Source organism: Streptomyces sp. SudanB52_2052 (genome assembly GCF_964272415.1).
Lineage (GTDB): Bacteria > Actinomycetota > Actinomycetes > Streptomycetales > Streptomycetaceae > Streptomyces > Streptomyces olindensis.
In genome coordinates this window covers 7,879,604-7,903,317 of the sequence record NZ_OZ186796.1, presented here as the reverse complement: position 1 = coordinate 7,903,317, position 23,714 = coordinate 7,879,604, and the positions used below count along the sequence as shown (strand labels likewise).

The 23,714-nt window shown below is 73.1% G+C and carries 18 protein-coding genes; 7 read left to right on the top strand and 11 right to left on the bottom strand.

Annotated features, from left to right (window positions below; translation table 11 throughout):
* Window positions 1-173 precede the first annotated feature (173 nt).
* Complete coding sequence (locus ACSUPV_RS35590; RefSeq protein WP_436949262.1) at window positions 174-2,159, top strand: GDSL-type esterase/lipase family protein; 1,986 nt, start codon at window positions 174-176, stop codon at window positions 2,157-2,159.
* A gap of 26 nt (window positions 2,160-2,185) precedes the next feature.
* Here ACSUPV_RS35590 and ACSUPV_RS35585 read toward each other — a convergent pair whose 3' ends face one another.
* Entirely contained in the window at window positions 2,186-3,667 is a 1,482-nt protein-coding gene (locus tag ACSUPV_RS35585) for an MFS transporter (protein ID WP_382611958.1), read from the bottom strand.
* A 234-nt stretch (window positions 3,668-3,901) separates the two neighbouring features.
* On the opposite strand from ACSUPV_RS35585, the gene ACSUPV_RS35580 reads away from it, so the two are divergent.
* Window positions 3,902-4,354, top strand: coding sequence for a hypothetical protein (locus tag ACSUPV_RS35580; protein ID WP_436949261.1), 453 nt, complete (start codon window positions 3,902-3,904; stop codon window positions 4,352-4,354).
* A 91-nt stretch (window positions 4,355-4,445) separates the two neighbouring features.
* Here ACSUPV_RS35580 and ACSUPV_RS35575 read toward each other — a convergent pair whose 3' ends face one another.
* The 8 genes from ACSUPV_RS35575 to ACSUPV_RS35540 all read right to left on the bottom strand — a co-directional run bounded on the left by ACSUPV_RS35575 (window position 4,446) and on the right by ACSUPV_RS35540 (window position 16,814).
* Entirely contained in the window at window positions 4,446-5,819 is a 1,374-nt protein-coding gene (locus ACSUPV_RS35575) for an ATP-binding cassette domain-containing protein (RefSeq protein WP_382611955.1), read from the bottom strand.
* Between the two features lie 492 nt (window positions 5,820-6,311).
* Window positions 6,312-7,715, bottom strand: a complete 1,404-nt coding sequence (locus ACSUPV_RS35570) for a cytochrome P450 (RefSeq protein ID WP_037761968.1) — start codon at window positions 7,713-7,715, stop codon at window positions 6,312-6,314.
* A gap of 131 nt (window positions 7,716-7,846) precedes the next feature.
* The gene (locus ACSUPV_RS35565; RefSeq protein ID WP_037761860.1) at window positions 7,847-8,953 is read right to left on the bottom strand and encodes an NAD(P)/FAD-dependent oxidoreductase; all 1,107 of its coding nucleotides are present in this window, start codon (window positions 8,951-8,953) and stop codon (window positions 7,847-7,849) included.
* 169 nt (window positions 8,954-9,122) lie between these two features.
* Window positions 9,123-10,286 carry a substrate-binding domain-containing protein gene (locus ACSUPV_RS35560; protein WP_037761862.1) on the bottom strand — a complete coding sequence of 388 codons (1,164 nt, stop codon included), beginning with the start codon at window positions 10,284-10,286 and terminating at the stop codon, window positions 9,123-9,125.
* 111 nt (window positions 10,287-10,397) lie between these two features.
* A complete protein-coding gene (locus ACSUPV_RS35555; RefSeq protein WP_436949260.1) occupies window positions 10,398-11,489 on the bottom strand; it encodes an ABC transporter permease in 1,092 nt (363 codons plus the stop codon).
* Complete coding sequence (locus tag ACSUPV_RS35550) at window positions 11,486-13,036, bottom strand: sugar ABC transporter ATP-binding protein (protein ID WP_436949259.1); 1,551 nt, start codon at window positions 13,034-13,036, stop codon at window positions 11,486-11,488. The genes ACSUPV_RS35555 and ACSUPV_RS35550 overlap by 4 nt, the downstream gene beginning before the upstream one ends.
* A 67-nt stretch (window positions 13,037-13,103) precedes the next feature.
* Window positions 13,104-16,226, bottom strand: a complete 3,123-nt coding sequence (locus tag ACSUPV_RS35545; protein WP_436949258.1) for a SpoIIE family protein phosphatase — start codon at window positions 16,224-16,226, stop codon at window positions 13,104-13,106.
* A gap of 165 nt (window positions 16,227-16,391) precedes the next feature.
* A complete protein-coding gene (locus ACSUPV_RS35540) occupies window positions 16,392-16,814 on the bottom strand; it encodes a secondary thiamine-phosphate synthase enzyme YjbQ (protein ID WP_037761876.1) in 423 nt (140 codons plus the stop codon).
* Window positions 16,815-16,936: 122 nt separating this feature from the next.
* On the opposite strand from ACSUPV_RS35540, the gene ACSUPV_RS35535 reads away from it, so the two are divergent.
* The 5 genes from ACSUPV_RS35535 to ACSUPV_RS35515 all read left to right on the top strand — a co-directional run bounded on the left by ACSUPV_RS35535 (window position 16,937) and on the right by ACSUPV_RS35515 (window position 20,986).
* Entirely contained in the window at window positions 16,937-17,020 is an 84-nt protein-coding gene (locus ACSUPV_RS35535; RefSeq protein ID WP_313884353.1) for a putative leader peptide, read from the top strand.
* A gap of 153 nt (window positions 17,021-17,173) precedes the next feature.
* Window positions 17,174-18,043 (top strand): ABC transporter permease, encoded by an 870-nt coding sequence (locus tag ACSUPV_RS35530; RefSeq protein WP_037761878.1) that lies wholly within the window; start codon window positions 17,174-17,176, stop codon window positions 18,041-18,043.
* Window positions 18,016-18,756 (top strand): ABC transporter ATP-binding protein, encoded by a 741-nt coding sequence (locus tag ACSUPV_RS35525; RefSeq protein ID WP_436949256.1) that lies wholly within the window; start codon window positions 18,016-18,018, stop codon window positions 18,754-18,756. The genes ACSUPV_RS35530 and ACSUPV_RS35525 overlap by 28 nt, the downstream gene beginning before the upstream one ends.
* Before the next feature lie 85 nt (window positions 18,757-18,841).
* Window positions 18,842-19,870 carry an ABC transporter substrate-binding protein gene (locus ACSUPV_RS35520; RefSeq protein WP_037761883.1) on the top strand — a complete coding sequence of 343 codons (1,029 nt, stop codon included), beginning with the start codon at window positions 18,842-18,844 and terminating at the stop codon, window positions 19,868-19,870.
* Window positions 19,871-19,909: 39 nt separating this feature from the next.
* Window positions 19,910-20,986 (top strand): NAD(P)-binding domain-containing protein, encoded by a 1,077-nt coding sequence (locus tag ACSUPV_RS35515; RefSeq protein WP_382611937.1) that lies wholly within the window; start codon window positions 19,910-19,912, stop codon window positions 20,984-20,986.
* A 17-nt stretch (window positions 20,987-21,003) separates the two neighbouring features.
* Here the strand turns inward: ACSUPV_RS35515 and mltG are convergent, their stop codons facing one another.
* The gene (mltG, locus tag ACSUPV_RS35510; protein ID WP_436949255.1) at window positions 21,004-21,843 is read right to left on the bottom strand and encodes an endolytic transglycosylase MltG; all 840 of its coding nucleotides are present in this window, start codon (window positions 21,841-21,843) and stop codon (window positions 21,004-21,006) included.
* Between the two features lie 43 nt (window positions 21,844-21,886).
* The gene (locus tag ACSUPV_RS35505; RefSeq protein ID WP_436949970.1) at window positions 21,887-23,689 is read right to left on the bottom strand and encodes an ABC transporter ATP-binding protein; all 1,803 of its coding nucleotides are present in this window, start codon (window positions 23,687-23,689) and stop codon (window positions 21,887-21,889) included.
* Between the last annotated feature and the right edge of the window lie 25 nt (window positions 23,690-23,714).

Below are 23,714 nucleotides of genomic sequence, written 5' to 3'. Positions count from 1 at the left end.
CGGGCGGGCCGGCCGGAGCGCGTCGGCCGCCGCGCCCGTCGCGCTGCCGGGCGGCGCCCTGATGCCTCAACTCCAGCCCCTGTAGGACCACTTGACGCTGAACCGTTTCACTGCTTCTCTCGAGAGGCTGCTCATGGGAGCGCTCCCAGCCACCCCCACGTGAAGGGAACCCCGTGCAGACCTCCCCCCACCCCTCCCCCGGACGCGTCCTGCCCGCCCTTCTCACGGCCGTGCTCCTGGCCTGCCTGCTGTCGTGGACGGGCGGCTCGCCCGCGCACGCCGCGGCCGGGGACGGCTCGGTGTCCGATCCGAACATCACGTACGTCGGACGCTGGGACGTCTCCTCGGGCACCGCGGCCGTGCCCCACTGGAGCGGCGCCTATCTCCAGACCGGCTTCACCGGCACCACCGTGAAGGTCCGGGCCAGGAACGCGGTCAACTTCTACGCGAGCATCGACGGCGGCCCCGACGTCTTCCACGCGGGCGTGCGCGGCACGGTGAACCTCACCCCGCAGCCGCTGTCCCCCGGCACGCACACCCTGCGCCTGTCCTACCGCTCCGGCGACACCGTCTTCCAGGGCCTGGTCCTGGACTCCGGCGCGCGGACCGTCGCGGCGAACACCCCGTCCGGGGTGGTGGAGTTCGTCGGCGACTCCATCACCGCGGGTGCCCTCACCGACCGGCTGGCGCTGGACTCGTACGCCTGGAAGACCGGCGAGCGGCTGGGGATGCGGCACACGCGGATCGCCCGGTCCGGGTACTGCCTGGTCGCGCGATCGGGTTGCACCGGACTGAGCGCGCAGTTCTTCAGGACGGGCAGCACCGGTGACACCCCCTGGGACTTCTCCCGCTACCGGGCCGACGCGGTCGTCATCAACCTCGGCACCAACGACATCGGGCACGGCGTCCCCGGCCCGGACTTCCGGTCGGCGTACACCGCGTTCCTGCGGGACGTGCGCGCCAAGTACCCCACCGCGCACCTCTTCGCGGTGCAGACGCTCAAGAAGCGCTACGTCACCGAGACCAGGGCCGCCGTCAGTGCCCGCAACGGGGCCGGCGATTCCCGGGTGCACTACGTCGACACCACCGGCTGGCTCACCGACGGCACCCACTACGAGGACGGCGACGGGCATCCCAACGAGGCGGGCCACACCAGGTTCGCCGAGCGTCTGGCCCCGGTCCTCGCCGCCCGGCTGGGCAGCGGCGCCACCGCGAAGGCCGCCGCTCCCGGGCAGCCCGGCGATCCGAACATCAAGTTCGTCGGCCGCTGGGACACCACCGGCTCCGCCACCGCGTACACCCCGTACTGGGCCGGCGCCTACTACCGGGCCGGCTTCACCGGACGGACGGTCAAGCTGAAGCAGCGGGGCACGATCGACCTGTGGGCGCGGATCGACAACGGGCCCGTGAGGTTCTACGACGACGTCAAGGGGACGGTGGACCTGACCCCGACGCCCCTGGCCTCCGGCAACCACACGCTCCAGGTCAACTACCAGGTGGTGGCGGGTTCCTACAAGGGCGACGCCGTCTTCCAGGGGCTGGTCCTCGACAGCGGCGCGACGACCTTCGCCCCTCCCTCACCGGCCCGGCTGATCGAGTTCGTCGGCGACTCGATCACCGTGGGCACCACGACCTCGCAGAACGCCCGTACCGCGTACGGCTGGCTGATCGGGGAGCGGCTGGGTGCCGAGCACACGCAGATCGCGCAGGGTGGCGCGTGCCTGGTGGCGGCGGACGGCTGTGTGGGGCTGGAGCGGCAGTTCACCAAGCTCAACCCGAACGGGGCGACGCCCGACTGGAACTTTTCCCGTTACCGGGCCGACGCGGTCGTCATCAACCTCGGCACCAACGACGTGGGGCACGGGGTGAGTTCGACGCAGTTCCAGTCGGCGTACAGCAGTCTGCTGCGCAAGGTCCGGGCCGCCTACCCGCAGGCGTGGATCTTCGCGCTGGAGACGTTCCGCGGACGGTACGTCCCGCAGACCGAGGCCGCCGTGCGGGCCGCCGTCGCCGGGGGTGACACCCGGGTCTCCTTCGTCGACACGACCGGCTGGCTGGGGTCGGGTGACCTGACGGACTCGGTGCACCCCAACGACCGGGGGCACCGGGTCATCGCCGACCGGCTGGCTCCGGTCATCGCGGCCAGGATCGGGGGGTAGGCGGGGCCGGACGGCCGGGGCGGGCCTCACATCGGGCCGGGGCCCGCCCCGCCCTTCAGGCGCTCCAGGTCGGAGGGACGGACCTGGATGACGATCAGGGCGATCAGGGCGGCGACGACGGTGAAGACGGCCGCCATGATGAACGCGGCCGAGACGCCGGCGGTGAAGACCTCGTCGGACCAAGGCTTAGGCAGTTGTTCGGTGCGTTGGAACCGCAGGCGTTCGGCCGGGGTGGCCTGCTGAAGGAAGGCCGGGGTCTGCTTGTCCGCCTCGTTGGCTCTGGCCGTGCCGTACATCGTGACCAGGATGGACAGGCCGAGGGAGCCGCCGACCTGCTGGGTGGCGTTGAGGAGCCCGGAGGCCGCGCCGGTCTCGGGGGTGGGCACGTTGGACAGCGCCATGAGCGTCAGCGACACGAACTCCATGCCCATGCCCAGGCTGAAGACGAGCATCGGGCCGAGGACACTGCCCGCGTAGGTGGAGTGCACGTCGGTCAGGGTGAGCCAGGCGAGTCCGGTCGCCGCCAGGATCGCGCCCAGCACCATGAACGGCTTGGGCCCGTAGACGGGCAGGAACCGCGAGGCCAGTCCGGCGCCGATCGCGATGACCGCGCTGACCGGCAGGAAGGCGAGGCCGGCTTCGATGGGGCTGAACTCCAGCACGTTCTGCACGAAGAGCGTGAGGAAGAAGAACATGCCGAAGATCGCTGCTGCCAGGCACAGCATGATGCCGTAGGTGCCCGCGCGGTTACGGTCGGCGAACATGTGCAGGGGCGTGATGGGCTGTCTGGAGCGCCGCTCGATCAGGATGAACGCCGCGAGCAGCACGACCGCCCCGGCGAACGAGGCCAGCGTGAGCGCGTCCCGCCAGCCGTCGTCCGCGGCCCTGATGAACCCGTAGACGAGCAGCACCATGCCCGCGGTGGACGTGAGCGCGCCACTCAGGTCGAAGCGGCCGGGGTGGCGTTCGGACTCCCTGATCCACTTGGGTGTGGCGAGCACGATGAGCAGGCCGATGGGCACGTTGACGAACAGCACCCACCGCCAGTTCAGCCACTCCACCAGCATCCCGCCCGCGAGCAGGCCGATGGCGCCGCCGCCCGCCGAGACCGCGGCGAAGACCCCGAAGGCGCGGTTGCGTTCCGGTCCTTCGCGGAAGGTCGTGCTGATCAGGGCGAGGGCGGTGGGGGACGCGATGGCGCCGCCGACGCCCTGCAGGGCGCGGGCGCCGAGGAGTTGGCCGGAGTTCTGGGCGAACCCGCCGAGCAGGGAGGCCAGCACGAACAGCAGCACGCCGAAGATGAAGACCCGCCGCCTGCCCAGGATGTCGCCGGCCCGGCCGCCGAGCAGCAGCAGGCCGCCGAAGGTGAGGGTGTAGGCGCTCACCACCCACGACAGGCTCGTGGTGGAGAAGTCCAGCGAGCTCTGGATGTGCGGCAGTGCGATGTTCACGATGGTGATGTCGAGGACCACCATCAGCTGGCACGAGGCGAGGACGAAGAGCGCCATCGCGCTTCCGCCACCACCGGGTTCCCTGGTGGTGGTCGTCTGTGGTGAGGCCGGCTGCGGGCTGCTGCCTGCGGTGTCCACCGTTCGACGGTATGCCCGCGCTCCCGACGTCACCACTCGATCAACGTGGGCCTGAAATTCCCGACATGGAGGTGATAATCCGATCTAGGAGGTGCAGAGGGCCGGAGCACGTCGGAGCGGGTACGGGGGCCGCACAGCCGAGTGGGAGCGACATTGATCCGCGTTCTTCTCGTCGAGAACACCCGCCTGGTGCGGGGAGCGTTCGCCGCTCTCCTGTCACGTGAGGACGACATCGAGGTCGTCGCCGAAGCCGAGGGCAACGGTGAGGTTCTCGCCCGCGCCCCGTCGTGCCGCCCGAACGTGGTCGTGATCGACGTGGACTCCAGCGAGGGCGAGGAACTCGCCGCACGGGGGGAGCTGATGGCCCGGCTCCCGGAGCGCCGGGTGCTGCTGGTGATGGCCTCGACGACACCCGAGCGGTTGCGCCGTCTGCTCGGTCTGCACGCCGCCGACGTCATCTGCACCAACGCCCCGGCGGACCGCCTGGTCCACGGTGTCCGCAAGCTGGTCAGGGGGCAGCGGTTCATCGACCCGGAGTTCGCGCCGGTGGCGCTGGACGCGGGAGATCACCGAGCGGCTGTCACTGTCCGTGGCGACGGTGCGTAACCATCTGACCGCCATCACGCGGAAGAGCTCCCGGGGCCACGTGCGGGTCTCCCGGGGCCAGGTGCGGGTCTCCCGGGGCCACGTGCGGGCCTTACGGGACGTTCGCGCGGGCCCCGAGATGCGCTCCGCGGTCGTTCGCAGCACGGCGGCCATCCCGGCCCGTGCCACCGCCCCGGCCGTCGGCCGCGACGACCGGGCACCGCCGCCCGGGGACGCGCCGGCCGCGCCCCAGTGGCCGACCAGGTCGCGGTAGAGCGAGGACGTGGCTCAGCTCCTCGTGGGTGCCGAGGGCGATCCGCGTGCCGTCCATGGCCAGGACGCGGTCGGCCCGCAGCGCGGAGCTGATGCGGTGGGCGACGACGATCGGGGTGCCCGGGCCGCGGGCGAAGGCGTCCTCGGCGACGGCCTCGGCGAGCGGGTCGAGGTGGCAGGTCGCCTCGTCCAGCAGCGTCAGCCGAGGCGCCGGGAGCAGGGCGCGGGCCAGGGCGACGAGCTGCCGCTCACCGGCCGAGAGGCGCCTCGGTTCCAGGGGCGCGTCGTAGCCGCCGAGGCGCACGACGAGGGGCGCGGCGCCCACGGCGCGCACCGCCGACTCCACGTCCGCCTCCTGGGGGACCAGGCCGCGGTGCCGGTCCGGACCCTCGCCGCGGCCGACCAGAGCACGGAGGGGCAGGTCATCGAGGTGTACCTGCCCGGCCTGCGGTTCGAGCACCCCGGCGATCAGGGCCGCCAGGGTGGACTTCCCCGCGCCGCTCGGGCCGACCACGGCGAGGTGCTCACCGGGTCGCAGGAGAAGGTCCAGGTCGCGGATCACCGGGTCCGCGGACCGGGCGTAGGCGAAGGTGAGACCGCGCACGTCCACGCGGCACGCACCGGGCCGGGCCACCGGCAGGCCGGCCGCGGGCTTCCCGGGGCGGGACGCCATGGCGGCCTGTGCCGGCTCGGGGCGGGACCCGGCCGTGCCCTGCGCCGCCTCGGGCCGGGACTCCGCCGCTACCTCCGCCATCCGGCCGACCGTGACCAGGAGCCACAGCCCGCTGCTGCCGAGCCCCTGCACGAAGCCCTGCAGGGTCGGCTGGAGGGCCTGCGACACATAGGTCACCGCGCCGAGGATCGCGCCCGCCGTCACGCCGTTGCGGATCAGCCAGGGCGCCGCGACCACGATCAGCAGGAGGGGCACCCAGCCGCTCATGCCCAGCGCCGCGGTCCGTACCGCGGTGAGGCGGGCCAGCGACAGGGTGGCGCGTGCCGCGTCGTCGACGTGCGCGCCCGCCGTCGCCCCGACCCGGTCCTCGGCGCCGCAGGTCACCACGTCCCGCAGCCCGCCGGTCAGGGCGCCCGTGGCCTCGGCGACACGCTCGTCCGCCAGGATGACCTCGCGCTGCCGCGCGGCCGTCGCCCACAGCGCCGCGGCGAACAGGGCGGGCCCCAACAGCAGCGGAGGCAGGACGAGGGCGACCAGCACGAGGTCAGGCCGGCCAGGCCCAGCAGCACGCCTGCGGCGGTGACCAAGCCTCCGTACCGGCGTACAGCGGGCCGTCCCCCCAGCGCAGGTCGCTGAGGATGTAGGGGCCCGGACGGCCCGCCAGGACGGGGCCCAGCTCGTGGAGGACCGTTTCGAGCCGGCGATACGGGCGGGGACGCAGTAGTCCCACACGGTGGCCAGGACGTCGCGGGCCGTGCCGGGTGTGGCCGACACGTGGATCTTCCAGCCCTGCGGCGGGAGCACCAGGCCGTCGGGGGTGAGGACCACCCAGCTTTCCAGGTCGGACCGTACCCATTCGTCGGGGGCCGGACATCGGGCCTGGTCGAAGCTGTCGCTGTGGCCTTTGGCCCGGGCGGGCAGAGTCGATCTGCCGCGGAACACCTCCGTTCGTCACGCGTGCGGCGGGAGATCGTCACCCCGGGGCCGGGAGGAACGACGGGGTGCCCCGGGTGTTCTCGACCAGGTCCGCGGTCAGCGCCCGCCGCGGATCAGCCCCGTCAGGTAGCGCCACAGCGAGGACCGCTGGCGGGCCGACCGGTCCGGCAGGATCTCCTGGGCGACCTCCGGCGCGGGGTCGTCCGTCACCGGCCGCGCGGGCGGCGCCGAGGCGAGGGAGTACCGCACGGGCAGCGAGCGCAGTCCGCGCATGAACGGCGAGGAGCGCCAGGGCAGTTGGTCGGCCGGCAGGGCGAGGTCGAGGTGGTCGAACCGCTCGAACAGGCGCCCCACACCGGCCGCCGCGACCGTCGAGGCGAGTTCCCGCGCCGGGCACTGGCGCGGACCGGCTCCCCAGGACAGGTGGGCCCGGGTGCTGATGGTGGTGCCGGAGGCGACGTGGTCGGCGAAGAGCGGGTCGGCGTGCGCGGCGGCGGAGGAGACCCACACCGGGTCGCCGGCGTGGATCGTGTAGTTGCCGAGCGGGGTGTCCCGGGCGGCGAAGCGCGGGACGAAGTTCACCAGCGGCGGCTTGCGCATGACCACGCGGTTCATGGTCTCCCGGACCATGCCGGCGGACAGGCTGGCGCGCACGCTGCTCTCGCCCGAGATGACCTCCACGACGGTGTTGGAGATGAGGATGCCGACGTGGTCGGAGGTCATGCCGAGCAGCATGAACAGTTCGCGGGCCAGGTGGTCGAGCGACAGGTCCGGGTGCGCGGCCAGGAGGTAGGAGGGGAAGTCGTCGCCGGGCTTCTCCAGCTTCAGCGCGGCGAGTTCGGCCAGGGTGGCCAGCAGGCGCTCCAGCGCGGCCTCGGCGTCCGGGCCCGCGTCGAGCACGCGCCACATGTCCATCAGCGCGTCGTCGCCCTGCGAGCCGGGGAAGCCGAGCAGATGGCTGGCCACCATCAGCGGCAGCGGCCGGGAGAACTGCGCGGACAGGTCGGCCACGCCGGTCCTGCCGCCCTCGCCGACCAGCGTGATCAGTTCGTCGGCGTAGGCGGTGACGGCGGACTTCAGGCGCTTGGCCTGGGGGTGGCGTGGGTCCTGGAACGGCTTGAGGGCCACGTCCCAGGCGGTGCGCAGCGGCCGGTAGCCGGGGCCGCCCTGGATCAGGATGTGGTTGACCTCCAGAGACGGTCCGAGCGGCCAGTCGGCGGGCACCCGGCCCTCGGAGCGGGCCCGCCAGTTCTCCAGTCCCTTGGGCCAGCCGTCGTCGTCCTGGAGGACCTGCAGCGCCTCGCGGTACCCGAGGACCAGCCAGGCGGGCACCCCCAGCAGGTCGACCGGCGCGACCGGGCCGTGCTGCTGCCGCAGCCGCTCGTACACGAGCGCGGGCCGCGTCTCGTAGTCGCGGGTCAGCAGCGGTTCGGGATTCAGCGACTCCAGCCACGTGTCGTCCAGGTCCACGGATCCGCCGTCACCCCACTGGGATTCCATCGTCTTGCCACCCTCCGACACGCCCTGTACCGGCACACCATCAGTCGGTAGCCGGAAACGGTGGGGACCCTACCCCAGGCGGAACTCGCGGGTAACGACGGGGGTGGGTGCGGGAGGGAGCCGGTCGCGGATCAGGCGGCCGTGTAGCCGAGTTGACGCCGCATATAGGGCGTCATGAGGGTCTTCGCCTTGGCCAGGGTGGTGGTGCGGCTGCCGAGGACCGCGGACTCGCCGCCCGGCACGGGCAGCATGGTCAGCCCGTCGGCCGCGCCGAACGGCACGATGAGCGGGGTGCGGTGGACCGGGCGGTACAGGCGCGGTTCCTTGCGGTGCCTGCCGGAACTCTGCAGGTACGCGCGGATGTTGTGGGCGGCGAGGTCCGCCTGGGCGAGTGCGGCGGGGGTGATCTTGAGTTCGGTGGCGTCGTTGACGTCGCCGACGGCGAACACGTCGAGCTTCCCCTCGACCCGGAGCATCCGGTCGACCTTCACGTGTCCGGCGGAGTTGAGCCAGTCGCCGTGCCCGGCCAGGCGGAGCCAGAGGGTGTTGGGGGTGGTGCCGGTGGCCCAGAAGGACAGGTCGGCCTCGATGACGGTGCCGCGGGCGTCGCGATAGGTGCCGAAGTCGTTGCCGGGGGACATGAAGGAGTCGAGCCGGACCTCCACGTCGTGGGACTCCAGCCAGGCGAGTGCCTTGCGGCCCGGCCGCTCGCTGCCCGTGGAGTGGAGCAGGGCCGGCCCGGAGTGGGCGAGCGTGACCCGGGCGTCCGGCCGGGCGAGGCGGATCTCGGCGCTGAGTTCGACGCCGCCGGGGCCGCCGCCGACGACGAGGACGTGTTCGGCCGTGGCGATGTTGCGCTGGTGCTCGGCGAAGGACTTGGCGGCCTCCTCGGTGGTGGTGCCGGAGAAACGGGCCGGTTCCGGGTAGTCGGCGCCGGTGGCGATGACGAGGACGTCGTACGGCAGCCGTTCGCCGGTGGCGAGGGCGACCTGTCGTTCGGCGGTGTCGATGCGGACGGCCTTGCCCGCGACCACGCGGCCGTTGTGCAGCAGCCGGTCGTACGGGATGAAGGGCGTGTGCGTCCACTCGGGCCGGACACCGGCGCGCAGGGAGGCGATGCGGTGGAAGAAGACCTCCTTGCGGTCCACCAGCGTGACCCGGGCCGTGCCGTCCAGCCGCCGCGCCAGCCGGACACCGGCGTAGCCGCCGCCGATCACCACTACGTCGCCGTCGAACACGCCGAGTCTCCTGTGCCTGGGGTGGGGGTTGTGAGGGCCGCCACGGACGGGCCCCGCTCGGATCGACCCCGGCGGCCACTCGACTGACGGCGACACTAGCGCTTGAAACTTAAAGGGATCCCGAGGTTCCGTGCATGTTCCGTGAAGAGATCGGCACGCTGACCGGTCGTCACTTCCCCCAGATCTTGCGGTAGGCCTCCCGGTAGCCCGCGGGATCCCAGCTCGTGGCGCCGGCGCTGTTGTCGGCGGTGGCGATGTGGACGGGCGCCACGTACCCGCTGGCGGGGCGGCCCGCGAAGGCGCGGTTGAACTCGTCGACGATCTGCCAGCCCTGGAGGGACAGCGGCTCGGGGACGGTGGCGGCCTGGTACTGCCGGCTGTTGATGCGCTGGAAGGCGGAGGGGTCGCCGTCGCCGGCGCCGATGTTGAAGGGCGGGCCCGAGCCCTTCTCGCCGGCCGCGCGGAAGGCGGGGGCGGCGTCGGCGAAGTACAGGTCGTTGATGGCGACGGAGTGGGTCCACCGGTCCTGGAACCGGGAGAGCAGGGAGGAGATCTCGCGCGGGGTGCGGCTGCTCGCGTCCGGGATCGGGATGTTCTCCACCGAGAGCAACCGCACCCCCTGACAGCTCGTCAGCTCCTTCCTGATCAGGTCGGACTTGTTCCTGGCGAAGGGGATCGACGCGTCGGTGATGAGCACGACCCCGGCGCGCCCGTCCGAGTCGGAGATGATCCACTGCGCGCTGATGCGGGCCACGTCCTCGACGCGGGTGGTGACGTTGGTGAAGAGCTCGGGCTGCCGGCTGGGACCGGGCTCGGGGACCGCGTGCCAGCCGATGAGCGGGATGCGCTGCGCGTTGGCCCGCGCGACCTGCTGCGCCGTCGAGCCGGGGTCGAACCCGCCGATGACGATGCCCGAGGGGCGCAGGGCCACGGCCTCGCTCATGGCGGCCTGGATGCCGGCCGGGGTGCCCGCGCCGTCGATCACCCGGACGTTCCAGCCGATGGCCCGCGCGGCCTCCCGGACCCCCCTCGCGGCGCCCGCGACACCGGGGTTGGTCATGGTCTGGGCGACGTAGACGATCGTCTTGCCGGACACCGCCTCCGGGCCGTCGGTGGGTCCGCCCCAGGGGATGTCCGTCCGCTCCGCCCGCTTGACGGCGTCCTGGGCCCGGGCGTGGACGTCGGGGCAGCCGTTGCGCCCGGTCGCCGTCTCGTCCGGGCCGTCCGAGGAGCCGCGTTCGCAGCCGAGGAGGGCGGTGGCCGCCGCCAGCAGGGCGCAGCAGGCGAGCCGCGCGGCGCGGACTCCGGGGGCGGCCTTGCGGGTGCGGTGCACGGTAGCTCCTGTGGGGGGATCGACGCGGTGGGGCGTGGGGAGCGGTCAGGGGGTGGGCCGGAGCGGGTCAGGGGGTCGGCGGAGTGGGTCAGGAGGGTGGGCCGGAGCGGATCATGAGGGTGGACCGGCGGGGCCGCCCTCCGGTGCCGTGGCGGACGGCGGCGGGGGCGGCGCGGCGGGGGCGGCGCGGGCCGCGGCACCGCCGCGCAGTCTGCGACGGGCGGCGTATCCGGCCAGGCCGACGGCGACGAGCAGGGTGCCGCCGTGGAACAGCGGGACCGTCCAGAAGTCGGCGCCCAGTTGGGCGATGCCGGTGAGGCCGACGGCGAGCACGGCGACGGCGACGACGGTGCCCAGGGCGTTGGGCCGGCCGGGTCTGATCGCCGTGGAGCCGAGGAGGGCGCCGACGAAGGCGGGCAGCAGGTAGTCGAGGCCGACGCTCGGGTTGCCGATCTGCTGCTGCGCGGCGAGCAGTACCCCGGCGAAGCCGACGATCAGCCCCGAGGCGGCGAACGCGTAGACGGTGTACGTCCGGGTCGGGATGCCGACGAGGTCGGCCGCGCGGGGGTTCGACCCGACGACGTAGAGGTACCGGCCGAGCGGCAGCCGCTCCAGCGCCAGCCAGAGGACGGCCGCGAGGGCCAGCACGTAGAAGGCGGGGACCGGCAGGCCGAGGAACGTGGAGTCGTAGAGGTCGGTGAAGGCGGGCGGCAGCCCCTGCGGGCCCGGGACGATCCGGCCGCCGTCGGTGACCCAGCCGGTCACGGCGTACATCATGCTGCCGGTCCCGAGGGTCGCGATGAAGGAGTCGATCCGGCCGAACTCGACGATGACGCCGTTGAGGACGCCCACCACCAGCCCTCCGGCGATCACGGTGAGGCAGGCGAGCGGCCAGGGCCAGCCCTCGTGCACCACGAGCCGCATCACCATCACGTGGGCGAGGCCGAGGCCGTAGCCGATGGAGAGGTCGAACGCGCCGGTGACGATGGGGACCATGGCGGCGAGTGCCAGCACGGCCGGGATCGACTGGGTGGACAGGATCGAGTCGACGGTGTCCAGGGTGGGGAAGGTGTCCGGCAGGGCGAGGGAGAAGACCAGCCAGAGCAGGGCGGTGAGGACGAGCAGGCCGTAGGCGCCGATGTGGTGCCCGCCCGGGCGGCGCGGACGGCCGGGGCGGCTTCGCGGCCGGGGCGGCGGCGTCATGGGCGCACGGCGGCGGACGGGGGCATGGCCGAGGCCGCCCGGGTGAGTCCGGCGACGGTGAGGGCCGGGCCGCTCAGCTCCGCCGTCACGGCCCCGCGGACGAAGACCAGGGTGCGCCGGCACACGCCCGCGACCTCCTCGAAGTCGGTGGAGAGCAGCAGGACCGCCAGGCCGGCTTCCAGCGCCTCCCGGAGCAGGCGGTGGATCGCGGCCTTGGCTCCGACGTCGACGCCCGCGGTCGGCTCCTCCAGGATCAGCAGCCGCAGGTCCGCCCGGAGCCAGCGCCCGATCATGACCTTCTGCTGGTTCCCGCCGGAGAGCGTGGCGATGGGGGTCTCGCTGTCGCGGGGGCGTACCGCGAAGCGGTCGATCAGGGCGGCGGCCCGGGCGCGTTCGCGGCGCGGGCCGATCCAGTGGGGCGCGGGTCCGCCTCCCGCGCGGGGGTTGGCGAGGAGGTTCTCCCGCACGGTCAGCTCGGCGAGGCAGCCCTCCCGCAGCCGGTCGCCGGGCACGAAGCCGACGCCGCGGGCGACGGCCTCCGCGACCGTGCGGGGGCGGTACGGCCGTCCGTGGAGCACGGCCCGTCCGCCCAGGAGGGGGCCGGCACCGGCCAGGGCGCGGCCGAGGTCCGTGTGCCCGGCGTCCGAGAGGCCGACCAGGCCGAGGACCTCCCCGGCGGCGAGTTCCAGGTCGACCGGTCCGGTCCGGGCGGTGCGGACGCCGTCGAGGGTCAGGACGGCCGGCGCGTGGGCCGGGGCCCCGGCGGGGCGGTGGGCGGCCGGTTCCTCCTCCTCGCCGACGATGTCGTGGACCAGGCGGGCGGGGCTGTGGCCGGCGAGCCGGCCGTGGCTGACGAGCCGGCCGTCGCGCAGGACGGCGAAGGTGTCGGCGACCTGGTACACCTCGTCCAGCCGGTGCGTGACGTAGAGGATGGCGTGGCCGCGGTCGCGCAGGTCGTGCAGGACGCGGAAGAGCCGGGCGCTGTCCGCGGCGGGCAGGCGGGCGGTCGGCTCGTCGAGGACGATGACCCGTGCGCGGGCCGCCAGGGCCCGGGCGATCGCGACCAGTGAGCGGTCGGCGGGCGCGAGCGCGGAGACCGGCGTGTCCGGGTCGAGGTGTCCGGCGACGATCCGCAGGGCGCCGACGCAGCGCTCGCGGGTGCGGCGCCAGGAGATCAGCCCGGCCCGGCGCGCGTACCCGGTGGTCAGGGCGATGTTCTCGGCGACCGTCATCCAGTCCACGAGGCCGAGGTCCTGGTGGATGAAGGACATGCTCCGGGTGGCGGTGTGGCTGCCGAGAGGGTGTCCGGCGACGGTGATCTGTCCGGCGTCGGCCTGGTGGACCCCGGCGAGGATCTTGATGAGTGTGGACTTCCCGGCGCCGTTGGGCCCGAGCAGGGCGAGGACGCTGCCGGCGTGGACGTCGAGGTCGACCCCGGCCAGCGCGACGGTGCCGCCGAACCGCTTGCCGAGGCCCCGGACGCGGACCAGGGGCTCCGGGCCGAAGGGTGAGGCCGCCTTCGCTGGGGTGTCGGGAGCGTCACGCACCCGAACAAATTACAGCATTTCGGGCATCTTTCAGGTGTGGTGTGCCTGTGCTGCGGCGGACGGGGTGTCAGGCCGCGTCGAGCCCGCACTCGGCCCAGATGACCTTGCCCTCGGGCAGGTAGCGCGTGCCCCAGCTCTGCGAGAGCTGCGCGACCAGGAACAGGCCGCGACCGCCCTCGTCGGTGCTGGCCGCCCGGCGCAGGTGGGGGGCGGTGTTGCTGGCGTCGGAGACCTCGCAGATCAGGGTGCGGCCGTACAGCAGCCGCACCCGGATGGGGCCGGCGCCGTGCCGCATGGCGTTGGTGATCAGCTCGCTGAGGATCAGCTCCGCGGCGAACGCGGTCTCGTCGAGCCCCCAGTCGGCCAGGCGCCGCATGGCGGAGGCCCGGACCTCGCCGACGAGGGCCGGGTCGGCGGACAGCTCCCAGGTGGCGATCCGCTCCGGGTCGAGGGCGTGGACGCGGGCGACGAGCAGGGCGATGTCGTCGTGCGGGTGGGCGGGTGCCACGGTGTCCAGGACCGCCTGGCAGGTCTCCTCCGGAGCGCGCTCGGGATGGGCCAGGACCGCGCGCAGCTGCTCCAGGACGACGTCGACGTCGCGGTGCCGGTCCTCGATGAGGCCGTCGGTGTAGAGGACCAGCTGACTGCCCTCGGGGAGGTCGACCTCCACGGCGTCGAAGGGCAGTCCCCCGAGGCCGAGCGGAGGCCCGGCCGGCAGGTCGGGGTAGGTCACGGTGCCGTCGGGGTGGACGAGCGCGGGCGGCGGGTGCCCGGCCCGGGCCATCAGACACTGCTGCTCGGCCGGGTCGTAGACGGCGTACAGGCAGGTCGCGCCGATGACTCCGGCGCCCTTGCCGTCGGGATCCTCCCGGTCCAGGCGCCCGACGAGGTTGTCCAGGTGGGTCAGGACCTCGTCCGGGGGGAAGTCCAGCTCGGCGAAGCTGCGGGCGGCGGTGCGCAGGCGGCCCATGGTGGCCGCGGAGAGCATGCCGTGGCCGACGACGTCGCCGACGAGGAGCCCGACGCGGGCGCCGGACAGGGGGATGACGTCGTACCAGTCGCCGCCCACGTCGGACTCCGCGGGCAGGTAGCGGTGGGCGACCTCGACGGCGTCCTGGTCGGGCAGGCCGTGCGGGAGCAGGCGGCGCTGGAGGGCCAGGACCATGGTGCGTTCGTGGGTGTAGCGCCGGGCGTTGTCGATGGACAGGGCGGCTCGGGTGGCGAGCTCCTGGGCCAGCGAGCGGTCGTCGTCCCCGAAGGATCCCCCGGCGCGGTAGAAGCTGGCGATGCCCAGGACGACACCGCGGGCGAGCAGGGGCACCGCGATGAGGGAGTGGACGTGGGACAGCAGGCGCGCGGTGTGCTCGGGGTCCTGGGCGAGCCAGCCCGCGGCGGCCTCCAGATCCGGCTCCAGCACCGCCTCGCCGCTGGTCAGGCAGCGCAGTTGCGGCGCGGTCGGGCCGAAGTCCATGCGCTTGCCGGGCGGGGTGAAGGGCAGGCCCTCGCGGACGCCGTGGACGACCGTGCGGCGCAGGTCGGCGAAGGGGTCGGCGGATTCCTCGCCGCGCAGGACGGCGTCGGGCAGGTCGATGGTGACGAAGTCGGCGAGCCGCGGGACGGCCGTCTCGGCCAGTTCCTCGGCGGTGCGGCGGACGTCCAGGGTGGTGCCGATGCGGGCGCTGGCCTCGGACAGCAGCTCCAGGCGCCGGCGCGCGGCCAGGGCGTAGGCCCCGACGTGCGGCTCCCCCACCATCAGCAGCCCCCTGGCCGGGAACGACGACCCGGAGCGCTCCTCCCCCACGCCCAGGCCTCCGACGGGGGTGAGGGCCTCACCGGGCTGGGCGGTGCCCCTGTCGCCCCCGGGGATGACGGTCTGCTTCGGCCGGGCGGAGTCCCCGCCGCCGGGGACGACGGTCTCATCCGGCTCGGCCGTTCCGGCCCCGGCGGGGGCGACGGTCTCGTCCGGCTCGACGATGCCCCCGCCCGGTCCGTCCGGGACGACGGCCTCACCCGGGTCGGCTGTGGCGGGCTCTCCAGGCCCGGCGGCGCCCCGGTTCCTGTCGGCCACGGAGCCGTCGCCCGGCTCGGCCGGCCCCCGCTCCCCGTCGGCCGTGACCACCGGGCCGGGTTCGGCGGCCAGGTGCCCGGGCGGCAGCGTGAGGGACGGTCGTGCGGGCAGTGCGGCGATCTGGCCGGGGTGGAGCGAGAGGGCGGCCAGGTCCGGCACGGTGTCCATCTGGTGCGGCAGGACGAGGGGCGCTCCGGCCGGGGAGCCGGGCAGCACGGCCTCCACGGCGAAGCCCCGCACCCCGGAAGCACTCGTCATCGGACGGCTCACGAGCGTCACCCGCCGGCCGTCGGGGAGGGTCACGTCGACGGCGGCCCGCTGCGCCCGGGAGATCAGCTCGGCGGCCTTCTCCATCAGGATCGCCCGGTCACGCGGGTGGAACGCGTCCGCCGTCGCCTCCCTCGCGGCGCCACGGCGCAGCCCGGCGGCCTCCGCACCGCCGGCCGCGTACGCCCGCAGCAGGGCGCGCTCGTGCGCGGAGCTCTGCCCGAGCAGCCGTCGCTCGATGACCTCGGCCGCCCTGCGGATGGTGGCTCCCAGCCCGGGCTGCTCGAAGCCCCGCGGGTAGCCGAAGCACAGGACGCCCTCGATGCGCCCGCTGAGCGGGTCCCGGACGGGCAGCGCCACACAGGCGTTCTGCTGGGAGCGCTCCGCGAAGTGCTCGGCGCCGTAGACGCGGATGAACTGCCGCTCGGCGAGCGCCAGGCCGATGCCGTTGGTGCCGGCGACCTGCTCCGCGAAGACGAAACCGGGGACGACCTGGATCGCCGGGAGGCGCCGGGCCATCGACGGGTCCCCGAAGCGGCGCAGCAGGACTGTTCCGTTCGCGTCGGCGATCGAGATGTTGACCTGGCTGCCGGAGAACGTGGTCTGCAGCCGGTCCAGCACGGGAGTGGCCGCGCGGACGATGCGGCCACCCGGGTCGAAGTCGTCCCGGTAGGGCAGGTCGGCCCCGTCCGGCGACAGGCCCAGGGATCGGCAGCGCCGCCACGAGTTCAGGATGGACGCCCGCACGCCCTCCTCGACCGGCTCGCCCTGGAGGAACCGCTCGCGAAGACGGGCGGGCCCCGTGCCCTCAGTCGCACGACCCGCCGGCTGGGGTTCCTCGCCGGACCGAACCACGCTCCGCCTCACTTGTGCCCGCGACCATCCGCTGCTGGGAAGAATTCCTACTTGTCGGAGGAAAATCTTGCATTGATGAGGATACGGGCATTACGGGCACGCGTCACGGTGTGCCGGAGCGCCCGGGGCCCGGCGGTCGGGCGGGCGGGACCGGGCGGGCCGCGCTCACCCCAGGAAACTCAGCCGCACCTTGCGATCCGGGTTGTCCCTGTTGGTGTCCACCAGGCACACCGACTGCCACGTCCCGAGCTCCAGGCGGCCGCCCAGCACCGGCAGGGTCGCGTGGGGCGGCACCAGGGCCGGCAGGACGTGGTCGCGGCCGTGGCCGGGGCTGCCGTGCCGGTGCTGCCAGCGGTCGTCGGCGGGCAGCAGCGTGTGCAGCGCGGCCAGCAGGTCGTCGTCGCTGCCGGCGCCGGTCTCCAGAACGGCGATCCCGGCCGTCGCGTGCGGCACGAAGACGTTGAGCAGGCCGTCGCGGCCGGCGGCCGCCTCGCGCAGGAAGGACTCGCAGTCGCCGGTGATGTCGACGACCCTCTCCGTGGAACCGGTGGTGACGTTCAGGACTCGGGTGGTGAAAGCATCTGACATGCCCTCCATCCTGACGCACCCGCCGGTTTCGACGGGGATGCGCCGGACCGAGTACGGACACCGAGTCCACTGACCGAGACGCCCGTTGACCGTGTGCATGCCGGCTGGCTAGGTTCGGGCGCATGTTGCGTTCAGCCCTGCTCACCACGCGCGGTCACATCGACCTGCTGCGGGTGGCCTCCGCCGCGTGTCGCCGCGGCCGCTGACGCCCTTCCCCCGCTTCACCTCTTTCGCCTTCTCTTCCTCGCCCCCGTCGCGCCTGCACGCTGATCGGTCCTGATCCGGTCGTCGGCGCGGCGCCGGCGAGGCGTGGAGGTGTGCCCTCACCCCGGCCCTCGCTCTTCTCCCGTGGAGCCCCCATGAGCATCAGTCATGCGCCGCCCACTTCCTCCCCACCCGACATGTCGCCCGTGTCGGGCGCGGATCTCGACCTCCAGCCCCTGGTGCCCGCCTCCTCCCGCCGCGCCCGCGTCCCCCGCTGGCTGCGCCGTACCACCGGCCCGGTCCTGCTGCTGGCACTGTGGCAACTCCTCAGCAGCACCGGGGCGTTGCCCCCGGACGTGCTGGCCTCGCCCGGCCGGATCGCCCGGGTCGCCGGGGACATGGTCGCCGACGGCTCGCTGCCCGCGGCCATGGGCACCTCGCTGCGGCGGGTCGCCGCCGGGCTGCTGCTGGGCCTCGTCGTGGGGACGGGACTCGCCCTGATCTCCGGGCTGTTCCGGATCGGCGAGGACCTCGTCGACGCGCCCGTGCAGATGCTGCGGACCGTGCCGTTCGTGGGTCTCATCCCCCTGTTCATCATCTGGTTCGGCATCGGCGAGGCCCCCAAGGTCGCCATCATCACGCTCGGCGTGACCTTCCCGCTCTACCTCAACGTCTACGCCGGGATCCGGGGCGTGGACGCCCAGTTGATCGAGGCCGGGGAGTCCCTCGGGTTGTCGCGGTGGGGGCTCGTGCGGCACGTCGTGCTGCCGGGTGCGCTGCCCGGCGCGATGACCGGCCTGCGCTACTCGCTCGGCATCGCCTGGCTCGCGCTGGTCTTCGCCGAGCAGGTCAACGCCGACTCCGGCATCGGGTTCCTCATGGTGCAGGCCCGGGACTTCCTGCGGACCGACGTGATCGTGGTCTGCCTGGTCGTCTACGCCTTCCTCGGCCTGCTCGCCGACTTCATCGTCCGCTCTCTCGAAAAGGTGCTGCTGCAATGGCGACCGACGTTCACCGGCCGGTGACCCCCCGGGCGGTCCATGTTCAGGGGCTCACCCGCTCCTTCGACGGACGCGCCGTCATCGACGACCTGCGACTGGACGTCCGGCCGGGCGAGTTCGTGGCCCTGCTCGGCCGCAGCGGCTGCGGCAAGTCGACGCTGCTGCGGATCCTCGCCGGTCTCGACCGCGACATCGAGGGCACCGTGCTGGTGCCGCGCCGCAAGGCCGTCGCCTTCCAGGCCCCGCGGCTGATGCCGTGGAAGAAGGTGTGGCGCAACGTCCTGCTGCGCCTGCCCGGCAAGCCCGATCGCGGCGTCGCCGAGCGGGCGCTGGACGAGGTCGGCCTCGGCCACCGCTCGGACGCCTGGCCCAAGACCCTCTCCGGCGGCGAGGCCCAGCGCGCCTCGCTGGCCCGCGCGCTGGTGCGCGAGCCCGATCTGCTACTGCTCGACGAGCCGTTCGGCGCGCTCGACGCGCTCACCCGCATCAAGGCCCAGCGGCTCGTGGGCGAGCTGTGGCAGCGCCGGGGCTGCGCGGTGCTCCTCGTCACCCACGACGTGGAGGAGGCCGTGCTGCTCGCCGACCGTGTCCTGGTGATGGACTGCGGTGTCATCGCCCACGAGCAGCGCGTCGACCTCGACCGCCCCCGCGACATCACCGACCCGCGTTTCGCCGCCCTGCGCGCCGGACTCCTCGAACGCCTGGGCGTCGAGGCCACGGCCGCCGAAGCCGCCTGACCCTTCCGCGCTCGCCCCACACGCACGACCACACGTACGGCCACACGCACGATCACACGTACGGCCCACCACGAACGGAACCGCCATGCGACGACGCCTCGTCCCCGCCGCCCTGCTCCTCCCCCTCGCCCTGCTGCTCACCGCCTGCGGCGGGAACTCGGCCGCCAGTACGCCGGACGGCGGCACCGACGGCCAAGGCCCGGTCACGATCGAGGTCGGTGACCAGAAGGGCGGTTCGGAGGCCATCCTGCGGGCCGCCGGGGAACTGAAGAACCTGGACTACAGGATCAAATGGTCGACGTTCACCTCGGGGCCGCCCCTGCTGGAGGCCGTCAACGCCGGCGCCGTCGACATCGGAGGCGTCGGCAACACCCCGCCGGTCTTCGCGGCCGGGGCGGGTTCGAAGATCAAGGTCGTGGCCGCCTGGCACGGCACGTCCAAGGGCGACACCATCCTCGTCCCGAACGACTCGACCCTGAAGAGCCCCGGGCAGCTCAAGGGCAGGTCGGTCGCCGTCGCGCAGGGCTCCTCCGCCCACTTCCAGCTGGTCGCGTCCCTGAAGAAGGCCGGGCTGAGCCTGAGCGACGTCAAGGTCAAGTACCTCCAGCCGGCCGACGCGCTGGCGGCGTTCACCTCCGGCAAGGTCGACGCGTGGGCGGTGTGGGACCCGTACACCTCGCAGGTGCTCAAGGCCGGGCAGGGCCGTGTCCTGACCGACGGCGACGGCGTGACCAACGGGCTCACCTTCCAGGTCGCCGCCCCGGCCGCGCTGAAGGACGGCAAGAAGGCCGCGGCCGTCAAGGACTACCTGGAGCGGCTGCGGCGCGCCTACACCTGGGTGTACGACCACGAGGAGGAGTGGGCCAAGGTCTGGGCGAAGGACACCGGGCTCCCCGAGGACGTGGCACTGGCGGCGGTCAAGCGCACCTACACGAGCCGGATCGCGGTCGCCGTCGACAAGCCGCTGATCGCCTCCGAGCAGGAGATCGCCGACACGTTCACGGCCCTGAAGCTCATCCCCCGCAAGGTCGACTTCGCCGAGTTCGCGGACACCCGGTTCAACGGCGACCTGCCGCCGTCGACCTCGGCGGCACGGCCCTCGGAGGGGTCGTAGAGCGGGAAGATCCACGACCGTCCCGTGGTTAGTAGAAGCGTGAACAACACGCGCGAGGTCGAGGTAGTCGTCATAGGCGCTGGTCAGGCCGGTCTGGCCGGCGCCTATCACCTGCGACGATCCGGTTTCGAGCCGGACCGCGACTTCGTCGTGCTGGACCACTCCCCCGGTCCCGGCGGCGCCTGGCAGTTCCGCTGGCCGTCGCTGACCTACGGCAAGGTGCACGGCATGCACGCGCTGCCGGGGATGGAGCTCACGGACGCGGACCCGACGCGGCCTTCGGCCGAGGTGATCAGTGCGTACTTCGACCGGTACGAGCGGACCTTCGACCTGCGGGTGCGGCGGCCGGTCGACGTCCGGGCGGTGCGCGAGGGGACCGGCGGGCGACTGCTGGTGGAGACCTCGGACGGCGTGTGGTCGACGCGGGCGCTGATCAACGCGACCGGCACCTGGGACCGGCCGTTCTGGCCGCGTTATCCGGGTCAGGAGACCTTCCGGGGGCGGCAGTTGCACACCGCGCAGTACCCCGGGCCGGAGGAGTTCGCCGGGCAGCGGGTCGTGGTGGTGGGCGGCGGCGCCTCGGGCACGCAGCACCTGCTGGAGATCGCCTCGTACGCCGCGGCCACCACATGGGTGACCCGGCGTCCGCCCGTCTTCCGCGAAGGCCCCTTCGACGAGGACGCGGGCCGGGCGGCCGTCGCGCTCGTCGAGGAACGGGTACGGCAGGGACTGCCGCCCCGCAGCGTGGTCTCGGTGACGGGGCTGCCGCTGAACGACGCGATCCGGCAGGGCATCGAGGACGGCGTGCTGGACCGGCAGCCGATGTTCGACCGGATCACCCCGGACGGGGTCGCATGGAACGACGGCCGGCACGTCGACGCCGACGTCATCCTGTGGGCCACCGGGTTCCGGGCCGCCATCGACCACCTGGCTCCGCTGCGGCTGCGCGGCCCGGGCGGCGGCATCCGCATGGAGGGCACGCACGCGGCCGCCGACCCCCGCGTCCACCTCGTCGGCTACGGCCCCTCGGCCAGCACGATCGGCGCGAACCGTGCGGGCCGGGCGGCCGTCCGCGACATCAGGCGGCTGCTGGACCGGGAACCGGCCGCGGCGTAGAGCACCACCCGCGCCCCTCAGGAGCGCTCGGCCCTGCTCTTCCGGTGGGCGTTGAACTCCGCCACGTTGCGGGTGTGTTCGCGGTAGTCCGCGGTGAAGCGGGTGTCGCCCGGCTTGACCGTGACGAAGTACAGCCAGTCGCCCGGGGGCGGGTTGACGGCGGCGCGCATCGCCTCCTCGCCGGGGTTGTCGATGGGCGTGGGCGGGAGCCCCATGCGCTGGTACGAGTTGTAGGGGCTGTCGATGCGCGTGTCGCTCGCCGTCGTGCGGAGCGTGGCGCGGTTCAGGGCGTAGTTGAGGGTGGAGTCCATCTGCAGCGGCATGCCGCGCTCCAGGCGGTTGAAGATCACCCGGGCCACCTTGCCCATGTCGGCGGGGCTGGCCGCCTCCGCCTGGACGATGCTCGCGATGGTGACGGCCTGGTAGACGTTCATGGCGTTGCGCTGCGCCCCCGCGGCGATGGGGGCGCCGTTGAACTTCTCGTTCGCCGTGTCGACCATCAGCGCCAGGAGCTTCTCCGGGGTGGCCTTCTCCTGGAGTGGATAGGTCGCCGGGAAGAGGTAGCCCTCGGGGTTGCCCTCGGCGTCGTTCGGCAGTTTCAGCATCGCCTTCGCGAGGGACTTCTTCGTGCTGCCGGGGGGCAGGGCGAGGGCCTTGTCGACGGCGGCGTAGACCTGGCTCGCGCGCCAGCCCTCGGGGATCACCAGGGTCGTGGGCCGGCCGTCCTCCTCGGGCGCCAGGGTCAGCAGCGGCACCGCCACGGCGGTGCCGACCACGACGGCTCCGGTCGCGACGAGGGCGATACGGCCGCGGCGCGTCAGTCGAATCGTGCTCCGTGGCGGAGTGTTGTTCTGCATGCGGGCACGGTAACCCGCATATCGTCACAAACCCGGCATATTTTCATCTTGTCGGTTCCAGTTGGGCGTCCCGGCGTACGAGCGCCGCGTACCGGCCGTCCTGTTCGAGCAGTTCCTCGTGTGTGCCGCGTTCGACCGCCCGCCCCGCGTCGAGGACCACGATCTGGTCGGCGCTCCGGACGGTGGAGAGCCGGTGGGCGATGGTGATCGTGGTGCGGTTCGCCGACAGGGCGTCGATGGCGTCCTGGACCGCGGCCTCGGTGCGGGTGTCCAGCGCGCTGGTGGCCTCGTCGAGGACGAGGACCGGCGGGTCGCGCAGGATCGTGCGGGCGATGGCCAGGCGCTGCTTCTCGCCGCCGGAGAAGCGGTGGCCGCGCTCGCCGACGACGGTGTCGTAGCCGTCGGGCAGGGACGCGATGTGGTCGTGGATCTGGGCCGCCTTCGCCGCCCGGTGCAGCTCCTCGTCGGTGGCGTCGGGCTTGGCGAAGCGCAGGTTGTCGGCGACGGAGGCGTGGAAGAGGTACGTCTCCTGCGAGACGACGCCGACCGCGCGGGCCAGGGTGTCGAAGTCGAGGTCGCGGACGTCGACCCCGTCGAGGGTGACCCGGCCGCCGGTGACGTCGTAGAGACGCGGGACCAGGTAGCCGAGCGTGGACTTGCCCGCGCCGGTGGGGCCGACGACGGCGAGGCTGCCGCCGGCCGGGACGGTGAGGTCGATGCCGTCGAGGACGGGGCCGCCCTGGTCGTCGTAGCCGAAGGAGACGTGCTCGAAGCGGACCTCGCCCTTGATCCGGTCGAGGCGGACCGGGTCCGGACGTTCGGTGATGTCGATCGGCAGGTCGAGGTATTCGAAGATGCGCTGGAAGAGGGCGAGCGAGGTCTGGATCTGCACGCCGGTCGACAACAGGCTCACGGCCGGGCGGAACAGGCCCTGCTGGAGCGAGACGAAGGCGACGATCGTGCCGATGGAGACCTCGGGCCCGCCCAGCTGGAGGGCCATGCCGGCGGTCCAGTAGATGACGGCGGGCAGGGCGGCCATGACGATCGTGATGACGGCCATGCGCCACCGGCCGGCCATGTTCGACCGCACCTCCAGGTCGACGAGTTCCTCGGACTCGTCGGCGAAGGACCTCGTCAGCGAGTCGGAGCGGCCCATCGTGCGGCCGAGCAGGATGCCGCTGACGGAGAGCGACTCGGTGACCGTGGCGGCCATGGCGGCCATCTGCTTCTGGCGCCGGGTGGTGATCTTCCGCCGTTCGTCGCCGACGCGGCGGCTGATCCACACGAACACCGGCAGCAACAGCAGCGAGACGACCGTCAGGCGCCAGTCGAGGGCGATCATCGCGACGATCGTGGCGACCACGCTGGTGAGGTTCGAGACCAGGGACGTCGCCGTGGAGGTGACGGTGGCCTGCATGCCGCCGATGTCGTTGGCGATGCGGGACTGGACCTCGCCCGTGCGCGTGCGTGTGAAGAACGCGAGGGACATGCGCTGGAGCCGGCCGTAGACGGCGGTGCGCAGGTCGTGCATGACGCGCTGGCCGACCGTCGTGGAGATGAGCGTCTGCAGCACGCCGAAGACGCTGGTGAGGACGGCACTGAGGATCATGCCGAGGGCGAGCAGGCTGAGCAGGCCGGTGCGCCCCTCGGGGATCGCGACGTCGAGGATCTCCTTCAGCAGGAAGGGCGTGGCGACCGAGACCAGCGAGGAGGCGCCGACCAGCAGGCCGACGACCGCGAGACGGCCCCGGTAGGGGCGGAAGAGCCGGAGGATGCGGCGGACCTGCCGGGGCTGTTCCTTCGCGTCGGCGGGTGGGGTCCAGGGAGCTTCGTGGTCGGGGTGCATGGGCTCCTTCGCGGGGGTGCGGCGG

What these genes read in the sequence shown, in the direction of transcription:
- ACSUPV_RS35585 (WP_382611958.1), bottom strand. Translation starts at nt 3,667, where the DNA reads ATGGCGCTCTTCGTCCTCGCCTCGTGCCAGCTGATGGTGGTCCTCGAC.
- ACSUPV_RS35570 (WP_037761968.1), bottom strand. Translation starts at nt 7,715, where the DNA reads ATGGAATCCCAGTGGGGTGACGGCGGATCCGTGGACCTGGACGACACG.
- ACSUPV_RS35555 (WP_436949260.1), bottom strand. Translation starts at nt 11,489, where the DNA reads ATGACGCCGCCGCCCCGGCCGCGAAGCCGCCCCGGCCGTCCGCGCCGC.
- ACSUPV_RS35540 (WP_037761876.1), bottom strand. Translation starts at nt 16,814, where the DNA reads ATGTCAGATGCTTTCACCACCCGAGTCCTGAACGTCACCACCGGTTCC.
- ACSUPV_RS35535 (WP_313884353.1), top strand. Translation starts at nt 16,937, where the DNA reads ATGTTGCGTTCAGCCCTGCTCACCACGCGCGGTCACATCGACCTGCTG.
- ACSUPV_RS35530 (WP_037761878.1), top strand. Translation starts at nt 17,174, where the DNA reads ATGAGCATCAGTCATGCGCCGCCCACTTCCTCCCCACCCGACATGTCG.
- ACSUPV_RS35525 (WP_436949256.1), top strand. Translation starts at nt 18,016, where the DNA reads ATGGCGACCGACGTTCACCGGCCGGTGACCCCCCGGGCGGTCCATGTT.
- ACSUPV_RS35520 (WP_037761883.1), top strand. Translation starts at nt 18,842, where the DNA reads ATGCGACGACGCCTCGTCCCCGCCGCCCTGCTCCTCCCCCTCGCCCTG.
- mltG (WP_436949255.1), bottom strand. Translation starts at nt 21,843, where the DNA reads ATGCAGAACAACACTCCGCCACGGAGCACGATTCGACTGACGCGCCGC.
- ACSUPV_RS35505 (WP_436949970.1), bottom strand. Translation starts at nt 23,689, where the DNA reads ATGCACCCCGACCACGAAGCTCCCTGGACCCCACCCGCCGACGCGAAG.